This window comes from Porphyromonas uenonis 60-3, from assembly GCF_000174775.1.
GTDB lineage: Bacteria > Bacteroidota > Bacteroidia > Bacteroidales > Porphyromonadaceae > Porphyromonas > Porphyromonas uenonis_A.
Genome location: NZ_ACLR01000226.1, coordinates 58666 through 78806, shown reverse-complemented (window position 1 = coordinate 78806; position 20141 = coordinate 58666). Strand labels below are relative to the sequence as shown.

At 53.6% G+C, this 20141-nt stretch carries 15 protein-coding genes; all 15 read left to right on the top strand.

The features are described 5' to 3' along the window. A partial coding sequence (locus PORUE0001_RS09850) for an integrase core domain-containing protein (protein WP_007366132.1) occupies positions 1–403 on the top strand: 403 nt, incomplete at its 5' end. Positions 404–910: 507 nt separating this feature from the next. Continuing rightward, a complete protein-coding gene (lysS, locus tag PORUE0001_RS09265; RefSeq protein ID WP_007366140.1) occupies positions 911–2650 on the top strand; it encodes a lysine--tRNA ligase in 1740 nt (579 codons plus the stop codon). 61 nt (positions 2651–2711) lie between these two features. Beyond that, positions 2712–3719: an NAD(P)H-dependent glycerol-3-phosphate dehydrogenase gene (locus PORUE0001_RS09260; protein ID WP_007366179.1), complete on the top strand. Its 1008-nt coding sequence runs from the start codon at positions 2712–2714 to the stop codon at positions 3717–3719. Positions 3720–3755: 36 nt separating this feature from the next. Further along, the gene (locus PORUE0001_RS09255; RefSeq protein WP_007366146.1) at positions 3756–5123 is read left to right on the top strand and encodes a glucose-6-phosphate isomerase; all 1368 of its coding nucleotides are present in this window, start codon (positions 3756–3758) and stop codon (positions 5121–5123) included. After that, the gene (locus tag PORUE0001_RS09250; protein WP_007366128.1) at positions 5120–5830 is read left to right on the top strand and encodes a DUF4290 domain-containing protein; all 711 of its coding nucleotides are present in this window, start codon (positions 5120–5122) and stop codon (positions 5828–5830) included. The genes PORUE0001_RS09255 and PORUE0001_RS09250 overlap by 4 nt, the downstream gene beginning before the upstream one ends. A gap of 42 nt (positions 5831–5872) precedes the next feature. After that, the gene (gene murA, locus PORUE0001_RS09245) at positions 5873–7183 is read left to right on the top strand and encodes a UDP-N-acetylglucosamine 1-carboxyvinyltransferase (protein WP_007366184.1); all 1311 of its coding nucleotides are present in this window, start codon (positions 5873–5875) and stop codon (positions 7181–7183) included. Then, the gene (rimM, locus tag PORUE0001_RS09240; protein WP_007366180.1) at positions 7176–7721 is read left to right on the top strand and encodes a ribosome maturation factor RimM; all 546 of its coding nucleotides are present in this window, start codon (positions 7176–7178) and stop codon (positions 7719–7721) included. The genes murA and rimM overlap by 8 nt, the downstream gene beginning before the upstream one ends. A 31-nt stretch (positions 7722–7752) precedes the next feature. Then, on the top strand, positions 7753–8898 hold the full coding sequence (dxr, locus tag PORUE0001_RS09235) for a 1-deoxy-D-xylulose-5-phosphate reductoisomerase (protein WP_007366160.1): 1146 nt from the start codon (positions 7753–7755) through the stop codon (positions 8896–8898). A gap of 334 nt (positions 8899–9232) precedes the next feature. After that, a complete protein-coding gene (locus tag PORUE0001_RS09230; protein WP_007366149.1) occupies positions 9233–10756 on the top strand; it encodes a LysM peptidoglycan-binding domain-containing protein in 1524 nt (507 codons plus the stop codon). A gap of 9 nt (positions 10757–10765) precedes the next feature. Then, positions 10766–11443 (top strand): porin family protein, encoded by a 678-nt coding sequence (locus PORUE0001_RS09225; protein WP_007366166.1) that lies wholly within the window; start codon positions 10766–10768, stop codon positions 11441–11443. Further along, the gene (locus PORUE0001_RS09220) at positions 11443–12132 is read left to right on the top strand and encodes a CPBP family intramembrane glutamic endopeptidase (protein WP_007366158.1); all 690 of its coding nucleotides are present in this window, start codon (positions 11443–11445) and stop codon (positions 12130–12132) included. The genes PORUE0001_RS09225 and PORUE0001_RS09220 overlap by 1 nt, the downstream gene beginning before the upstream one ends. Continuing rightward, positions 12122–15115: a PD-(D/E)XK nuclease family protein gene (locus PORUE0001_RS09215; RefSeq protein ID WP_039865860.1), complete on the top strand. Its 2994-nt coding sequence runs from the start codon at positions 12122–12124 to the stop codon at positions 15113–15115. Before PORUE0001_RS09220 ends, PORUE0001_RS09215 begins: the two co-directional genes overlap by 11 nt. A 38-nt stretch (positions 15116–15153) precedes the next feature. Continuing rightward, entirely contained in the window at positions 15154–16563 is a 1410-nt protein-coding gene (locus PORUE0001_RS09210) for a T9SS C-terminal target domain-containing protein (protein WP_007366169.1), read from the top strand. Between the two features lie 18 nt (positions 16564–16581). Continuing rightward, complete coding sequence (locus PORUE0001_RS09205) at positions 16582–17196, top strand: IMPACT family protein (RefSeq protein ID WP_007366178.1); 615 nt, start codon at positions 16582–16584, stop codon at positions 17194–17196. Between the two features lie 227 nt (positions 17197–17423). Further along, positions 17424–20060, top strand: coding sequence for a TonB-dependent receptor (locus PORUE0001_RS09200; RefSeq protein ID WP_039865858.1), 2637 nt, complete (start codon positions 17424–17426; stop codon positions 20058–20060). The last annotated feature ends 81 nt before the right edge of the window (positions 20061–20141 follow it).

The window sequence follows — 20141 nt, the reverse complement described above, 5'->3', positions numbered from 1 at the left end:
CCTAGGCATCGTAACCAGCGTCACCCAGACAGGCAACCCTCTCCACAACGCTATGGCAGAGCGACTTAACGGGATCATCAAGAACGACTGGCTCTACAACTTTGAGGACAAACCCATAGAAGAAGTTCGAGAGATCCTCTCGCAAACGATTGCTCTCTATAACACAGCGCGTCCTCATCGAGCCCTCAACAAGAAGACTCCGATGCAGATGCTCATACCAGATTACCCCAACCCTCTAACCACACAACCATCTAAGAAACAGATTTCTAAGAACAATTCCCCAACAGCTCCGAGCCTCAAAGCTCCGAGCCCATGCCGCTTAACTCCCAACAAAGAGCTATCTTTGTGTACCTCCGCAGTAAAAACGACCACAAGTCGTGTACCCCAGCAGGAGCAAAACTAACAGATGAGTACACTCACAGGACTAACAAAAATAACCCGTGTACCATCTCAGTAACACCTTCCCAACTGTGTACTTTTTTCAGGAAGAGGACATTTTCTTCGTAGGAAACTCTAGTTTCATACCTAGGAAACTCTAGTTTCATACCTAGGGAACTCTAGTTTCACACCTAGGAAACTTTAGTTTCACCCCGTATGGAACTTTAGTTTCACCCAAGTGGTACTGATAGTTAGCTCATTTCTGCAGAACGATCTACCCGATGTCCCCTCAAAAAGCTTTCACTGGACAGCAATAACTATATATAATGCGTCAGCCCTGGGTCGGAGGGGTACGCTTTTGGTAGTGAGGCCTAAAATGAGTACTTTTGCAGAGGGTGTATCATAGATACCCCGTAAGCTGGCTTGAGCCGATCTTGCCTTCCTGGCTAATCCGATGGAAGGAAGTAGGCTTTTACCACCTGGACTGCATGCTCAGAGCGGGTGGAAGCGTTTTTATACTTAACTACAGTTTATGGACTTACACTTACTAGAACTTAGTGATCAGGAGATAGCACGTCGCAACAGCCTAGACGAGATTCGTCAGATGGGCATCAACCCTTATCCTGCAGCCGAGTATGTCGTGACGGCACATGCTCAGGAGATACAGGCCCAATATCAAGATGATGCGCCTCGCATGGAGGTGAGCATCGCTGGTCGTGTCATGAGTCGACGCATCATGGGCAAGGCTTCCTTCATGGAGCTACAAGATGCCTCGGGGCGTATACAGGTCTATGTGACCCGCGATGATCTCTGCCCTGGAGAGGATAAGGATCTATATAACAAGCTCTTTAAGAAGCTTCTCGACATTGGCGACATCGTCGGTGTCAAGGGCTTTGTCTTCCGCACCCAGACGGGTGAGATCTCGGTACATGCCGAGGAGTTGACTTTGCTGAGCAAGGCGCTACGTCCGCTCCCTATCGTCAAGGCTAAGGACGATCAGGTCTTTGACGGCTTTACCGATCCTGAGCTTCGCTACCGCCGTCGCTATGTGGATCTGATAGTCAATGAGGAGGTAAAGGGCATCTTTATGAAGCGTACGAAGATCTTCCAGTCGATGCGCAACTTCTTCAATTCACGTGGCTATCTAGAGGTGGATACGCCTGTGCTGCAGTCTATCCCTGGTGGCGCTGCGGCTCGTCCTTTTGTGACACATCACAATGCGCTTGACATACCGCTCTACCTGCGCATCGCTAATGAGCTTTACCTCAAGAGACTGATCGTGGGTGGCTTCGAGGGCGTTTACGAGTTTAGCCGTAACTTCCGCAATGAGGGTATGGACCGAACGCACAATCCTGAGTTTACCTGCATGGAGATCTATGTCGCCTACAAGGACTACCGCTGGATGATGCAGATGACGGAGCAGATGATCGAGCATATCTGTCAGGAGGTGCTAGGCTCTACGACCATTCAGGTAGGAGAGCATACGATAGAGTTTAAGCCTCCCTATCGTCGCCTCACGATGATTGACGCTATCCAAGAGTATGGCGGGGTCAATATAGATGGCATGGACGAGGCTGAGCTACGCAAGGTGTGCCAAGCTAAGGGCGTGGAGATAGATGAAACGATGGGTGTCGGTAAGCTAATCGACGAACTCTTTGGCGCAGTTGCTGAGCCAAACTTGGTACAGCCCACCTTCATCATAGACTATCCGAAGGCTATGTCTCCGCTCACTAAGGAGCACCGCGATAGGAGCGATCTGACAGAGCGCTTTGAGCTATTTGTCAATGGTAAGGAGCTGGCCAATGCTTACTCAGAGCTCAATGATCCGATAGATCAGCGTCACCGCTTTGAGGATCAGCTACGTCTGAGCGAGCGGGGAGATGATGAGGCGATGTATATCGATCACGACTTCCTACGTGCTCTAGAGTTTGGCATGCCCCCCACGTCTGGTATGGGTATCGGTATGGATCGTTTAGTGATGCTTCTGACTGGTCAGGAGAGTATTCAGGAGGTATTGCTCTTTCCACAGATGCGTCCTGAGATACAGCCTAAGCGTGACAAAGAGGAGGCTTACGAAGCCGTTGGCATTGACAAAACGTGGGTGCCACTCTTGCAGAAGGCTGGGTACCTCACTGTAGCAGACCTCGCAGGCAAAGCTCCTGGCAAGGTGATGCAGCAGATGATGGATATCAATAAGAAGTATAAGTTAGGCTTGCAGATTCCCGCACTGGAGGAAATATCCAAGTGGGTGGGCGAGGAGTCTACGAAATAATCATAGTTCACGCATAGCTCTCTCTTGCTAGAGGGCATAGCGTGTATACGGTACAGTCAATATGGATATTGGTCGCATAGGCATACTAGGTAGTGGTAGCTGGGCTACTGCACTGGCTAAGATCTCTCTAGAGTCTACGCCTGAGATAAATTGGTATGTGCGTCGAGATGATCAGGTGCAGCGCTTTAAGGCTACGGGGCATAACCCCGACTACCTCTCTAGTGCTGCCTTTGATACGGATCGGATAACCTTCTACACAGAGGGCTCGATCAACCCTTTCTTTCGCAATAGTGACACCATCATCTTGGTGACCCCTTCGCCCTACATCAAGCACTACCTCAAGAAGGTGAAGCGTAGTAGCATGCGTGGCAAGCTGGTTATCAATGCGGTCAAGGGAATCGTGCCTGACGAAAACCTTTTGGTCTCAGAGTTCCTTATCCAGGAGTTCTCCTTGCCAAAGGAGCAGATCGGTGTGGTGAGTGGTCCTTGTCACGCTGAGGAGGTGGCGCAGGAGCGTCGGAGCTACTTGACTACAGGGTCTTACAGCGATGAGCTGGCGCATCTGATGGCTGACACGCTCTCATGTGACTACATTACCTGCACTACGTCGGACGATGTGGTCGGCATCGAGTTTGCCTCGGTACTAAAGAACATCTACGCCATCGCTGCGGGTATATGCAACGGACTCAACTACGGAGACAACTTCCAGAGCGTCCTCATCAGCAATGCGATTGCTGAGATGAATAGCTTTGTCAATACGGTGCACCTGCTCAACCATCGTGTCATCACCAACTCGGTCTATCTAGGCGATCTGCTTGTGACTGCTTACTCTAACTATAGTCGCAACCGAACCTTCGGTACGATGATTGGCAAGGGGTACAGTGTCAAGGCTGCGCAGGTAGAGATGGAGATGGTGGCGGAGGGCTACTACGGAGCTAAGTGTGTCCGCGAACTTAACACGACACGCTACCGAGTCAATATGCCGATCATGGACGCTGTCTACGAGATACTCTATAATAAGCAGTCGGCCAAGGAAACCATCGAGCGGCTTTCGCTCAAGTTCCGCTAACGGACTAGACCTTTTAACCTAACACACAATACAACCATGAAGACAGCCGCATCGCTCATTCAGATTGACACAACACATGCGCAGGCTCATCTATCGGCTGAGGCCATCCGACAGGCAGAGCAAGATGCGCTCGTAGCGATTCAGACGCTACACACAGGCTCAGGAGCTGGTAGCGACTTCCTAGGCTGGCTCACACTCCCTGAGGAGACGATCGAGCGTAACCTCTGCAAGCAAGTCAAAACGGTAGCCGATAAGCTTCGCCAGGAGTGCCTATATATAATATGTATAGGCATCGGGGGAAGTTACCTAGGTGGCAAAGCGGTCATAGAGGCACTCGGAGACCACTTCTCCACGCATCGTCAGCCTGAGCTAGGGCATCCGCAAGTACTCTTTGCGGGAAACAATATTAGTAGTGACTATCTGCACGATCTGATGGATCTGGTGGTGGACAAGCCTTTTGGCATTGTCAATATCTCTAAGAGTGGCACGACGACCGAGCCAGCTATCGCTTTCCGCATGCTGAGCCAGTACTTAGTGGCTCGTGATGGTCAGGAGGTGTCTAAGCGACGTATCGTTGCCATTACCGACAAGAAGAGAGGTGCTCTGCGTCGCCTAGCAGACGAGCAGGGATACGACACCTTCGTCATACCAGATAACGTAGGCGGTCGCTTCTCCGTGCTGACTCCTGTGGGACTGCTACCAATTGCTTTGGCAGGCTTTGACATTGAGGCTTTACTCCAAGGCGCCAGCGACACAGCGCTCCTGTATCGTAGTACGGAGCATCCGCTAGAGACCCCAGCCGTGCAGTATGCCGTGACAAGGCAAGCCGCCTATCGGGAGCGAGCTGTGAGCGAAGTGCTTGTCGCCTTCGAGCCTCGTCTGAGTGCCCTCGGACAGTGGTGGATGCAGCTCTTTGGCGAGAGCGAAGGCAAGGAAGGCAAGGGACTACTCCCGCTTTCTCTGACCTACACGACCGACCTGCACTCGATGGGGCAGTGGATACAGCAAGGTCCCCACAACATCCTCGAGACGATGATCGTCGTCGACACGCCGAGAGACACTATCACCATCCCGACAGATGAGCAAAACCTAGACGGTCTCAACTACCTAGCGGGCGAAACGATGCACCATGTCAATGAGCAGGCGCATCTAGGCACGCTCTTAGCGCACGAAGATGGCGGTGTGCCAGTCTTGCAGTTGCAGTTACCTCAGATTGACGCTAGGACGATTGGCGCCTTCATCTATACGATGGAGTATGCCGTCGCCATCAGTGGCTATATGATGGGGATCAACCCCTTTGACCAGCCAGGCGTAGAGGACTACAAGCGCAATATGTTTGCTCTCCTAGCTAAGCCAGGCTCCGAGAGCGAGACGAAAGCGATGCGCCAGCGCCTCAACAAATGAACTTACGACAGATTACAACAATGACAGATACGATACAAACAATCCACAAGAAGAGCTACCACGAGGTCATCCCTCTCCCTGAGTATGGACATCATATCCAGCACATGGTAGACCACTGCTTGACCATTGAGGACCGTGACGAGCGGACTCGATGTGCTCACGCTATTGTCCAGGCGATGGCGATTATCCAGCCCGAGCAGGCTAAGAAGTCGGAGGACCACAAAGTTCTCTGGGATCACCTAGCAGTCATGTCGCACTTTGCGCTAGACATTGACTACCCCGTAGAGCCCATTCACGAGGAGGCGCTCCGTGGTGCGCCCGAGTCTCTGTCCTATCCCGAGGACGACATCATCTATCGCCACTATGGTCACCTCATTCAGGAGCTGATCAAGAAAGCGTGCGAGATGCCCGAGGGTGACGAGCGCAAGGCATTGGCACTCTCCATTGCCAACCGCATGAAGCAGGCTTACATCTTGTGGAATAAGCGTGCCGTCGATGATTACACCATCTTTAAGGACCTTTACGAACTATCTGGCGGTAAGCTCGTGTTGACCGAAGAGGAGCACCAGCTAGATGCTACCGCACGGCAGATACCTCAGGGTCGTGGTAGCAACCGCTCTAGAAGGCAGTACAAGCGCCCAGCACGTGGCAACAACTCCAGAGGCGGAAGTCACCGTGGTGGTCGTTCCAACCGCTCTAGACGTTAACCGATACAGACACACACTTTCTTACTCTTACGACACTAGCTTATGGCATCTTACATCATCGAGGGAGGTCACAGACTCCAAGGCGAGGTCACTATACAGGGAGCTAAAAACGAAGCGCTCCAAGTCATCGCCGCCACCTTACTAACCAGCGAAGAGGTCATCCTAGAGAATGTCCCAGACATCCTTGATGTCAACAATCTCATCAAGCTCGTAGAGCTCCTCGGTGTCGAGGTGACACGACTCAGCCACGACAGCTATCGCTTCAGAGCTCAGGAGATAGATCTAGACTTCGTTGACTCTCCGCAGTTCCTCCATGAGAGCAAGATATTGCGTGGCTCCGTACTCCTCGTCGGTCCTCTCGTCGGTCGTTGTAGACACGCCGTCTTTCCCAAGCCTGGCGGTGATCAGATAGGACGTCGTCGACTAGACACCCATCTGATCGGCATTGCCACCCTAGGGGCGGAGTGCGAGTATGATCAGGAGCGTAGAGCCTTTCGCATAGAGGTGCCACACCTGCGGGGAGCTTATATGCACCTCGAGGAAGCCTCCGTGACAGGTACCGCCAATGTGATCATGTCGGCAGTCCTAGCAGATGGCAAGACGACTATATACAATGCAGCCTGCGAACCGTACATACAGCAGCTCTGTCGTATGCTCGTCTCCATGGGAGCCCGCATCTCGGGCATTGGCTCTAATTTGCTCACCATCGAGGGTGTCGAGCGACTACACGGCACGACGCATCGTATCCTGCCCGACATGATTGAGGTGGGTAGCTTCATCGGCATCGCAGCCATGACGCAAAGCGAGCTAACGCTCAAGAACGTTGGTCTGCCCGACCTAGGGCTCATCCCGCAGATGTTTCGCAAGCTCGGCATTGAGATCATAGAGCGAGGCGATGACCTCATTATACCCGCCAGAGAGAGCTACGAGATAGAGACCTTTATGGATGGCTCTATCCTCACCATCGCTGATGCGCCGTGGCCAGGACTGACACCAGACCTGCTGAGCGTCTTCCTCGTTGTAGCGACACAGGCCAAGGGGACCGTCCTCATTCATCAGAAGATGTTTGAGAGCCGTCTCTTCTTTGTGGATAAGCTCATCGATATGGGCGCACAGATCATCCTCTGCGACCCACACCGCGCAGTCGTCGTCGGCAAAGACCACCAGACCCGTCTGCGTCCCGCTGTGATGGCTTCGCCAGATATACGAGCTGGTATCGCTCTCTTGATAGCTGCGCTGAGCGCCGATGGCACCAGTGTGGTCAACAATGCTGAGCAGATCGATCGAGGCTACCAGCATCTACACGAGCGGCTCAACGCTCTAGGCGCTCACATCGAGAGACGCGATGAGTAGCACGACCGCTTTTACCGTACCAGAGCTCACGCCCATTGGCCACTTAGGCAAGCCTCACGGTGTGCGTGGTGAGCTGACCGCTTATCTGACCATTGAGCTAGAGACACTCTGCAGCGACCCTAGCAGCGAAGCTTTTTACCTCTTTGCTGAGATCGACGCTTTGCCCGTCCCGTACCAGCTCCTGAGCTATCGCAGCAAGGGAGACAGCTACCTGCTCACACTAGCGCATGTCGCTGATCGCTCCATCGCTGAGAAGATGACTGGGTGGCGTCTCTTCGTTCCCACAGAGCTCCTAGCAGAGAGCGAGGTCGCTTATAGCTGGGATCACTTCATCGGCTTCCGAGTGATCACCCCCGAGGGCGAAGCCGTCGGCACGATCCTAGAGATCAATGACCAAACGGAAAACATCCTCCTCACCATCGAAAGCTCCGACGGCACCCAGCGCTTGATACCCATCCACGAGGAGCTCGTTGAGACGATCGATCCTGAGAGCAAAACCATCCAGCTCCACATACCCCAAGGGCTCTTAGACCTGTAAGCCCCCCCTTCCCACAAGTAGACTACACACTATGCGACGCATCGCACTCTTTGGCTCGACAGGCAGTATCGGCACCCAGGCACTGGAGGTCATCTCCTTTCACCCCGAGCTACTCACCGTCTATGCCCTCACCACTCATCGCAACGTGCCTCTCCTCGTAGAGCAAGCGGAGAAATACCATCCGGCCGTCGTGGTCGTAGCTGACGAAAAAGCTGCTACAGAGCAAGCCCCCCTCCTCAAAAGGCTAACTTGCACCGTACTCGTTGGCGCCGAGGGGCTCTGCGAACTGGCGCAGCATAGCGACTACGACGTCATGCTCTCCGCCCTCGTCGGCTTTGCGGGCTTGCGCCCCACACTCCTCGCTATCGAGAGCGGGCATGAGATTGCTTTGGCCAATAAGGAGACCCTCGTAGTGGCTGGTCAACTCATCATGAGCTCTGCACAGGAGCACGGTGTGCGCATCCTCCCCGTGGACTCCGAGCACTCAGCCATCTACCAATGCTTGATAGGCGAGGAGACCCCGCTAGAGCGTATCTGGCTCACGGCAAGTGGAGGACCCTTCTGGCAAATGCCTCTCGACGAGCTAAGCCAGGTCACCGTCGCTGACGCCCTCCATCACCCACGCTGGTCAATGGGTGCTAAGGTGACGATCGACTCGGCGACAATGATGAACAAAGGCTTTGAGATGATGGAGGCGTGCCACCTCTTTGCCGTCTCAGCAGATCAGATCTCTATCTTGATACACCCCGAGAGCGTCGTGCACTCGATGGTGCAGTTTGCCGATGGCTCGGTCAAGGCGCAGCTAGCCGTCCCCGACATGCGTCTCCCGATCAGCCTAGCGCTCCATGGTGGTGTGCGTGAGCCACTGCCCATAGCGCGTCAGCCGTTTGTCGGCACCACGCTTCATTTTGAGGAGCCAGACGCAGCCCACTTCCCCTGCTTAGGTCTCGCCTTCGAAGCCTTCAGACAGGGTGGCAATATCCCCTGCTTGCTCAATGCGGCCAACGAGGTCGCTGTGCGCGCCTTCCTCGATGAGCGTATTGGCTTCACCGAGATAGCGCGACTCATCGAGCCTATTATGACGGCCATCCCCTATGACGCCGCCCCGACGCTCGACGCTCTGCTGCACTACCACGACGTGGCGACCGCTTTAGCCTCCGAGCAGCTCTCCCGATAGCCCTCTCGTCAAACGAACATCTGTGAGTCCTCGTAGTCCTGCTACGGGGACTTTTTATTGCCTTAGGGCGAGAAGATATTGGTTCCAACAGGGTGAAACTAAAGTTTCACCCCCCCCTTGGCACAAAAGTTTCTCCTAGGTGAAACTGGAGTTTCTCCCGTATGAAACTAAAGTTTCTCCCGCATGAAACTAGAGTTTCATACGCATGAAAATCCATTTTCATCGGTAGGAAAATCCATTTTCCTCGGTATGAAACTAAAATCTCTTGTGGAAAACGGTTGACCAAGAGTGCTATTTATGCTACCTTTGTCTAAGTAAAAAGAGAGATAAACCGATGAAACAGATATTACAGCGTATTCTCTTGCTCTGCGTGAGCCTGCTCCTAGTCACGACAACGCTCATGTCACAGGCACCTCTACGGCATGTGGTCAAGAAGTTGGAGACGGTCTACGCTATCTCCAAGCGCTACGGAGTCTCCGAAGAGGAGATCTACCGGCTTAACGAAGGCAGTCAGTGGGGTATCCGTGAGGGGCAGACGCTCTTGATCCCCCAGCGCAAGCCTGACACGATCTATGTTGAGGCATCGACCGTTGCTCCTGCGGAGCCTGGCATTCACGTGGTGCAGTCAGGCGAGACGCTCTTCGGCATTAGTCGTAAGTACGGCTTGACAATGGGTCAGCTCCTCGAGCTCAATCCGCAGAAGCATGATGCGCAGATCGCAGTAGGGGAGCGGATCGTAGTAGCCTCTGGGGCTAAGCTTAAGAAGGAGCCCACCCCGCTAAGCGGTACGCAGCTAGAGCAGGTCCGAGTGGCTCTGATACTACCCCTACGAGAGAGTGGTCAGCCTAGTCGCTATCTACACTTTTACGAGGGGGCGCTCCTCGCTATTGAGCGGTTGCAGCGCCAGGGCATAAGCATTGATCTGCAGGTTGATGCGGCTGTCAATCGCTCAGCGCTGGAGCAACTCCTCAAGGCCAAAGAGGGTCAGCAGTACGACCTAATCATCGGCGGAGACTCAGAGCAGAGCGTGGAGCTACTGTCTCAGCGTGCTAAGGAGCAGAAGGCGGTCTATCTCTCGCCCTTCGTATGGCAGAGTGGCAAGGGGCAGTTGTACGACCACTTCTTCCAGCTCAATCCCGCACAGTATCGTGTCACGGAGCGATTGCAGCAAGCCTTTGCTCGTCGCTATGCGGGCTACGAAGTGCTACTCGTGCGCTGTGGCGAGGGTGATCAGGCGGATAAGTTTAAGGCGATCGAGAGTGCTTGTCGTGAGGCTGGCATTTCCGTGCAGAGTCGCTCTCTGCGAGAGCTAACGATAGGGCAGTGGCCTCGTCAGAGCGGTAAGAAGTGTGTGATCCTACTCAACTCTAGCAAGAAGGCGGATCTTACGGCTGTACTAGACGTAATGCGTGATGCGCGACTCTCGACGAGTGACTACCAGCTCTTCGGATATCCGCAGTGGCAGACTTACGGCAAGGAGATAGATGAGCGCCTGCGAGAGGTGCGAGCCACGATCTTCTCCACCTTTTACTGGGACAAGGAGCTTTCCGAGAGCCAGCGAGTCCGAGAGGCGTACAAGCATTGGTACGGACGTGATATAGAGGAGGGCTATCCGAGCTATGCACTACTGGGATATGACGTGGTGCGCTACTTTATCGCAGCTATATCGTCCTATGGACGTGGCTTCCAGCAGTTCCAGCATCAGCTGCCAAAGGATGGCTTGCAGTCAGGCTTCCTCTTTGCACCAGCCATCACGGGGCGCAGCTCTGGGAGAGGCGGCTATACGAACTTGAACCTCTTCTTCATCACCTATAGTCCACGTGGGGAGCAGCGTCAGCAGATCCCCCTAGCAGAGTAAGTAAGCACTATGCGAAGTCCTAAGAAATGGTGGAGCGGACTGCTCCTCTTGCTCCTCACCTCAGTCATACCACTGCAGGCTCAGCGCTCGCAGCTTAAGCCTCTGGAGGTGCGTATAGGTGGCGGAGGAGGTGTGAGTGGCTCGATGCTAGACATAGTGCCACGTGTGGAGATGCTTCCTCATCTAGGGGCGATGGGTTATGTGGCGGTGCTACTGACCAATCAGAACTATACGGGCATGACGATGCGCCTCTCCTACGAGCAGCGTGGCTGGCGAGAGGAGTATATGAAGCCGATCGCCTACAACTTTGCGAGAGATATGGACTTCATTGACTTGACGCTGATGGCGCATCTTTACTACCCCTTTGGCAACTTTCAACTGGGGCTAGAGGTGGGACCAAACGTGGGCTACATCATACGAGACGTGAGCAGCCCTACGCCGAGCGAGGAGACGAGAGCTGTCGTGAAGAGACGGCATGTCTATCCGCTCTTTAGCAAGTTCTCGTGGGGACTCAAGGGCGGACCCATCTTGAGCCTAGACATAGCTGAGAAGCATAGGATCACGCTGAGCGGACACTTCTACTACGGTCTGAGCGACCTCTTTGCTACGACGGTGCGCGATGACTATGGCCGTGCTGGCGAGCTGGGTGTCACGATGGGGCTGGGCTATTACTTTAGAGTGCTCTGATGCTGGTCTTACTGCTCCTCTTCACCCTAATCCTCTTTGTGCTAGCCTATCCACTGCTACCGATTACGTGGGCGGGTATCGTAGCTTTTGGCGGGGGAGCGCTCCTGTCCTCATGGACGTATCTATGGGGCTACCGATGGCTGTACCATCAGCCCGCTCCGCAAGAACCTAGCGAACTGCTAGCCCTCTCACTCGAACCGCTGAAGGTATTTTGGAAGGGGGTAAAGCTACCCCGCTTCTTCCTCTACACAATCCTCGCAATAGGTATCTACTTGCTCCTTTCGTGGGGCAACGAAGCGCTTGTCTCCGTCTGGCCAGAGGGGTGGGGCGGCACTTGGCTACGCAACTGGAGCAAGGCATCTCAGGAGGCGCAAGCTACGCTCATAGAGGGTGAGAACTTATGGGTGCTCTTTCTCACCGTAGGGGTGCTGACCCCAATTGCCGAGGAACTCTTCTTTCGCGGGGCGCTCATGGGGTGGATGATGCTAAGGCGCTTTCCCCGATGGATCGTCATCCTTCTGCCTGCGCTTCTCTTTGCCGTGATGCACCTCAACCCCGTGGGGATGCTGCCGATCTTCTTCCTGGCTCTCTTGCTGGGTTACCTGCGCTGGGCTACAGGCTCGCTCTGGTCATCGGTAGGGCTACACATTTGCAATAACCTTTTAGTCTTGGGTGTCTATGGCTTCTAATGATAGCTTTCTCTCGCAGGTCGTCAGTCGAATGCGCTCTAGTGAGGCCCCGCTGAGGGATCAGTTGGTGGTGGTGCCGACGAAGCGTGCAGCGACCTTCCTACAGCGAGAGCTGGTGGCACAGCTACAGGATAAGCCTGCGACCATCTTGCCTCGTATTGTCACCATCGATGAGTGGATCACAGAGATGTCTGGGCGGGTTATCCTAGACAATACGGCACTCATCTCGATACTCTATGAGGTCTATGCTACCTATCTAGCCAATCAGAAGCTGGGGCAGGTGGAGACAGATCAGATGCTCTCCCTAAGCCAGACAGAGCGCATGCTGCGAGACTTCCAGGATATGGATCTAGCCTTGGCAGATGTGGAGATGCTCCTGATCAACCTAGAGAATCTAGATGACCTAGACAGCTACGCCTATCTAGACGAAGAGGAGCGAGAGGCTATCAAAGAGTTTTGGCGCGGACTCTCAGACCAGGACTTGGATAGTCCACAGGGAGGATATCGCCACTTTGCCACGGTATGGCGAGACATTTACCAGCTATTTAATGTGCGTTTAGCCGATCTTAAGGTCGCTTACCGAGCAGGCGCTTATAGGATCGTGGCGGAGGATACCTTTACAAGTGATGATCTGCTCAGAGCGCTACGGCGTTACAGCGGTTCGGCAGTTAGTCTCGTCAACTTCGTCGGGCTGTACAACCTAACACCCGCAGAGCGAGCAATCATCAAGAAGCTCCAAAGCGCTGATGCCGATGCGCTACAGGTGCAGCTCTACTGGCAGAGGGTCTCAATAGACGCTGAGGGAGACTTTAATGAGCATCTCTACAATACAATAGATAAAAACGCTAAGCTCCTCGGAGGAGTCGTTCTAGACGAAGACTTCACCCGTAAGTATGCGCCAGAGGTACACCTACTCTCGCTCAACTCAACCATTCAACAGCCACAAGTGGTCAACGACCTCATCGCTGAGATTACTCAGGAAGATGACACAGCGCTCGAGGAGCTACGCATAGCTATCGTGCTCAACGATGAGAAGACGCTCATCCCGCTGATGAACTCGCTCAAGCAGCCTGCCTGCACCTCGCTCAACGTGACGATGGGCTATCCTCTCCAGTACACCTCTGTGGCGACGTGGATACGCCGATACCTTAATATATATGGTCTCGTATCCTCGTCGGAGACAAGGGTGGAGCGTGTCAAGCTCACCTGTTCGCGCTTGAAGCTTTGGCTGACTGCCCCCTTGACACGAAAGCTCTTTGGCGACCTTACGACTGCGCTGATGGATCGGATCGCTCTGCACCACTATGCCATCACAGCGTCAGAGCTTCGCACGATCATAGAGGAGGTTGCCGGAGATGCAGATGAGGCGGTGCGACAGCGTCTACTAGATCTGCTCACGCCCAGTCTCACGGGGGTAGGGCTACTCACTCGTATAGGTCAGCTGCTAGAACTGCTCAAAGGGTTGACGACAGCGACAGACGAAGAGACAGAGGAAGCGACAGACGATGACGAATCAATAGATCACGTAATCCTATCGGAAGCTCTAGACCAAATCGTCCGCTACGTCACGCAGGTGTCCAATCTGCTACAGTCAAGCGAGGGCATACATCATTTACTAAACGCTCCGAAACCTGTTGCTTATCTCTTGGAGCAACTGATGGCTGTGGGGAGTATTCCCTTCGAGGGAGCTCCGCTGGAGGGCTTGCAGGTGATGGGTTTCTTGGAGACACGTACGCTTACCTTTGACTATGTGATCATGCTCAACGTGCAGGAGGGCGATCTGCCTAAGTCAAGCCATACCACGACGCTCATACCCGATATGCTACGGAGCGCCTTCGATATGACCACTTACCGTACGGAGGACGATACCAATGCTTACCACTTCTACCGCCTCATACAGGGTGCTAAGCGGGTTTATCTACTCCAAGACACACGTCCTAAGAGTATCTCCTCGATGGAGCCTTCGCGCTATGTGGACCAAATACGCTACCTGACGAACTTGTCGCTAGATGAATCCACTTATGCGGACTCGCTAGATGCTAGGAATGAGCAGGAGCAGACTGTCGCTAAAACTGACGAGGAGGTGCATCGCTACATGGAGCAGATAGCTTCGGGCGATAAGACTTTCTCTCCCTCTGACTTGATCACCTACTACAATTGCGCTTACCAGTTTTACCTCAAGAAGATAAAAGGTATCGGCGAGCCACGCCAAGAGCCAGGTGTCGTAACGCAGATCGAGCTTGGCTCCATGGTACACGCTTATCTAGAGTGGTTTTACAAAGGGCTGAAAAAGACGAGCGAAGTCTCGGATCTGGAGCACACGGTGAGCCGCGATAAGCTGCAAGAGCTCTATAAAAAGATCGTCTCTGACAAGAGTGCCCCCGACGAAATCCTCCTGACAGACCTGGAGCGGTACATTAGCAAGGCTATAGAGATAGACAAGCGCTTGCTCCAAGCTGGTCATTCGCTCCAACTGCTCGCTAGCGAGACGAAGATGACAAACCTCTGCTTCGAGTGGACGGATGATAATGGTCAGAATCATACGATACACCTCACGGGTCAGCCCGACCGAGTGGATATAATCGATGGAAAAGACTATCGCATCGTGGACTACAAGACAGGAGCTATCAAAAAGCCTAAGACAGTGGAGGAGCTAGACACAGATACGCTTGACGCTTGGCGTAAGATGGCGAGCAACTGTAAGCTGGGAGGCTACATACTACAGTCCTGTCTCTACGCGATGCTCTATGCGCAGCTAGCGGAGGAGGGGATTAGCAAGATACAGCCTACGCTCTATTCGCTGGCTCCCGCTATCCCAGCAGATGAAGGGGCGATAAGCTTTAAGGAAACAGTAGCTCTGGACGAACTTAAGAAGCTTGTCACACATTACTTAAACGAACTGGTAGCCCTAAAGTTTGACCAAACGAAAGTACTGGACGTCTGTAAGTACTGCGACTACAAGACAATCTGTGGACGCAAGTAGCAGGTCCCTTGGATACATTATATATAGTAGCACGCCACATGAAGACTAGAAGCCTGATCCTGTCACTCCTCATACTCATAAGCTCTGCCGTGACGATCTCGGCGCAGAGCGTCCCTGCTAGTCTATCTGCTAGTTTATCAGCTAGTCCGGGCAAACTGAGCCAGCCCTACACGCCCACAGGGCAGCAGGTACGACTCGTGGCTTATCATCCAGCTTCGGGAGAGGGGAGTGGCGCAGTTACCTTGACCTTTCCCATAGCTGCGGGAGAGAAGCTCTACAGCTACACGACCTCAATACAGGAGGCGCAACCTGTGGCTACGGCTCAGTACGCAGGGACGACAGTCACCGTGCCAAATGCTCAGCTGGAGTGCGGTTACTTCACCGCTCAGCCTAGTCAGATTATGATGACACGAGTTTACTATTGGATCTTTGACTACAGTCGTGTCTCTCTACGAGACCTCGCTCTGACAGCAGACTACGATGCTGCGGAGCCTTGCCAGCAGGTGACGCTCACACTCTCTCGACCGCTACCGCCCATATCTTACCGCACGCTACAAGGCGCCTCCATGCAGGCGGACCGTGGGTTAGTCGTGCGCTACCAAGACATCGTCTACAAAGAGGAGACACACGCCTTCACCGCAGAGCAAAAGGAGGAGCTACTCCCCGAGACCAATGGTGGGGCGTGGCACTTGATAGCTCCGCTGAGCGACACCTCTTTTGCCATCATTGGGGACCGCTTTACCAAGGGCGTGGCAGAGCAGTACGGCTTGCCCATAGAGAGCCCCGTGCTACAGGCTCATCGCGTTGAGTTGCATGCTCGCTATCGGCTGGTTAGCTCTGGTCAGTCGCAGGCTGCCGACTCGACTGCAAGCAATGCGGGACAGCTCCCCTCTAGTCTCTCCGCTCCCGCTACAGTGGAGATAGATTTGGTCGCTAATGAGCCAGCTGCGGTGCTTTACCAAATCATCATTGCCGAGGGAGCCACCATCTCTAAGGACGCTCCTGTGGTAATGCAGTTCAACGGGCGCCAAGCTCAGTACACCTTTGACAAGATGGGTACCTACACGCTCTACGGCTCAGTGAGCGACCGCACGGCTAGTTGCACAGCCACCTCTCAGCCCGTAGTTGTGACAGTGCAAAGCTCTAGGCTTGAGGTGCCCAACGTTTTTACCCCCTTTAGCAGTCCTGGCGTCAATGACCTCTTTCAGGTGGTTCATCAGTCGCTCATATCCTTCGAAGCGCACATTTACGACGCTTGGGGCGGACTCATCTACAGCTGGAGCAACCCCAATGGAGGCTGGGACGGCACTTGCCGAGGCAAACCTGTGCCGAGCGGGGTCTACTACTACGTCATCACCGCCGAAGGGGCTGATGGCGTGCAGTACCACAAGAGTGGGGACGTCAACATACTGGAGAGCGACTATTCGCAGCAACCCAACTTCAACTAATACGAGGAGGCCTTAGCGATGAAAGACTTTTACCACACGATCCAGTCGCCAGCCATTGCCGAGCAAAACATACAGCGTAGTCGCTTCATCGGCTACTGCTATCCAGTCTCTAGTGCCGAGGAAGCTTTGGAGCGTATTTCAGAGCTTCGCAAGGAGCATTACAGTGCGACCCATGTCTGCTGGGCTTACTCTATCTATGGCGACGAAGCGAACGAGACTCGCTCCAACGATGACGGGGAACCCTCAGGCACTGCTGGCAAGCCTATCCTAGGACGCTTGATCTCTCATGATCTAACCAACGTCGCTGTGGCTGCCGTCCGCTACTTCGGCGGGGTTAAGCTCGGCACCAGCGGTCTGATAGATGCTTATCGCTCTACGACTGAGTTGGTTCTAGACAAGGCAACAGTCCGAGAGGTCATCCTATATAGTAGCGTGACGCTCAGCTTTCAGATGGATCTGATGGGACCTGTCATGCTCTTGGTCAAGAACCATGGCGCCGAGATCGTCGCTCAGGACTACACTTCTCAGTACCACCTCACGGTACAGCTACGGCAAGGCGATATGCCTTCGTTTGTTGCTGCCGCAGGGGAGATCTACGGGGTCACACTCCAAGAAGAGGGTATAGCTGAATAAGCAGACGCTTCCGCAAAGCCTTTCGATTACGAGCCTACTTGTTTCGGAGAGTTCCTCACTGTGAATTTGGAGAACTCTTCCCAACTCCCTCTATGTAGGTACGCCTCTTGATCGGATTATACCCAGTAGGCGGTAATTTTATTGTTAAATGGCTTTAGCTCTTGTTAGTTGTCTTATCTTTGTACCTCAATTAAAAGACTAGTATATCATCCTAATAATCATAATCTATGCAGTACAGTAAACTACCAATCAGGGCGATGAGCGCACTCCTTGCGACTCTCTGCTCGCTCTCTATGGCGGTGGCTGCGCCTGCAGCTCTCACAGCTGAGCGCACACTGCCTATCGTATCAACCCATGCGGATGCGCACATCACGGGTCACGTGGTGGATGCCTCGACGGGAAAGCACATCGCTGGTGCTACCATCATCATCCAGCAGTACAATGTCTCGGTTACGACCGACGCTTCGGGACACTACTCCTTCCGCAATCAGAAGCCTGGCAAGCTCACGCTGACGATGCTCGCTGATGGCTATCTGACTCAGGTCAAAGAAGTCACCCTCAAGAAAGGGGAGACGCTAGAGGTCAACTTTGATGCGGTTCTTGATGACACCCAGCTTGAGGAGGTGGTTGTCACAGCAAACCGTCAGCGCACGCTACGTCGCTACGCTCCTACACTGGTATCGGTGATCGACAGCAAGAGCTTCCAGCTCAACAATGCGGTCAACCTCGCTGGTGGTCTCTCCTTCAAGCCTGGTATCCGTGTTGAGAATGACTGCCAGAACTGTGGCTTCAACCAGGTTCGTATCAACGGTCTCGACGGTCGCTACTCGCAGATCTTGATCGATAGCCGTCCCGTCTTCTCCGCACTAGCTGGTGTATATGGTCTAGAGCAGCTCCCCGCTAATATGATTGACCGCGTAGAGGTCGTCCGTGGCGGTGGTTCAGCACTCTACGGTTCATCAGCTATCGCTGGTGTGGTCAACGTAATTACCAAGGAGCCTACGACCAATAGCTTCTCACTGAGCGAAAACTTCTCACTCATCGGTGGCAAGAAGCCAGACAATACGATTGCTTTCAACGGTACTATCCTCAGCCCTGACCGCGAGATGGGCGCGATGATCTTCGGACAGCATCGTACACGTACGGGTTGGGATGCCAATGGCGATGGCTTCTCCGAGATAGGACAGCTAGAGAGCCGTGCACTCGGTACGCATCTCTTCTTCCGCATCAACCCCTACAACAAGATCACCGCTGAGATCCACTCCATCCAGGAGAAGCGTCGTGGTGGTGACCACTTCGAGCGTCCTGAGCACGTGGTCGCCGTTGCTGAGAGTGTCGGTCACTCGATCCTAAGCGGTAATCTACGCTACGATGCTCACACAGCAGACTACAAGCACAACTTCCAGCTCTACGCCTCTGGTCAGCGTATCGTCCGCAACAGCTACTACGGTGGTATTGATGAGGAGAATGTAGCTGACGACAAGCACGCTACTCCTAAGGAAGCTTACGGTGACAACTACGGTCTGACCCACGGCAATGTAGCTATGGGCGGTGCTCAGTACACCTACAAGACGGATCGCCTCTTCTTCATGCCAGGCAATATCCTCGTCGGTGCTGAGTATCTATACGACCACCTCAACGATGAGATGCCTATCCTCAAGTATCAGAAGCTACCTGACGGCACTTCTCGCGCTCCTGGTCTAGATCAACGTATCCACAACCTAAGCCAGATCGCTCAGATTGAGTGGACGAACAAAGTCTTTACCCTCCTCCTCGGTGGTCGTCTCGATGAGCACTCAGCAATTAGAACTGACAAGGGTGCTATCAAGCCTATCTTCACTCCTCGTGCTACGCTACGCTACAATCCATTCACCTGGATGAACCTCCGTGCTTCCTACGCACAGGGCTTCCGCGCTCCTCAGACCTTCGACGAGGATCTACACGTCGGTGTCGTATCGGGTGAGGCGCAGAAGGTAGTAAACGTAAAGGGCCTCAAGCCTGAGTACAGCCACAGCTTCAACCTGAGCAACGATATGTACTTCTCTCACGGAGCTATGCAGGCTAACCTTCTCCTCGAGGGCTTCTTCACACGTCTACAGGGCGCTTTCAACACACGTCCTATAGAGGAGCGTGAGGGCTTTACGCTCTTTGAGCGCTACAACGCTTCAGACGCTTCGGTCTATGGTGCCAATATCGAGGGTAAGGTTGCTTACAAGCGCTTTACCGTACAGGCTGGCTTTACCATTGCCAAGAGCCTCTGGGATGAGGCAGAGAGCACAGGCGTAGAGCGTTCGCTCATCAAGGGTGAAAACGAGAAGGCTCCTAGCGATATCAATACGCTTGAAAACAATGGCCCAGAGAAGGCTGACGGCTTCCTTACCGATGGCGACGGCAACTTCGTTAGCTTTGAGCTCAAGAGCCGCAACTTCATGAGGACGCCTATGACTTACGGCTACCTAACGCTAACCTACAACCCTGTCTCTACGCTTAACCTAACCGCTACGTGCAACTATACGGGCTCTATGTTTGCTCCGCACGTTATCGAGTATGGTGCTGAGAGCGCAGTCCTAGACCGCGACCTTGTCGCTGCTGGTAAGCGTGAGGCTGGTGCTGAGGACAAGAGCGGTGCTGCTCCTAAGTGGGGACGCATCGAGAAGACTCCTTCGTTCTTCGATCTAGGTGCTCGTATCTCTTACGACTTCGACATCTTCACCTCTTCATCTCTGCAGCTCTTCCTCGGAGCTAACAACCTACTCAACTCATTCCAAAATGACTTTGACCTAGGTGGCGGACGTGATAGTGGCTATATCTATGGACCTATGCAGCCTCGCACGGTCTATATGGGTATGACGATGAAGTTCTAAGCCCTCCAGACTGAGACGGCAGTCTCAACTAAGCAAAAGGGTGCAAGCTAGAGAGAAGTCTAGTTTGCACCCTTCTTGGTT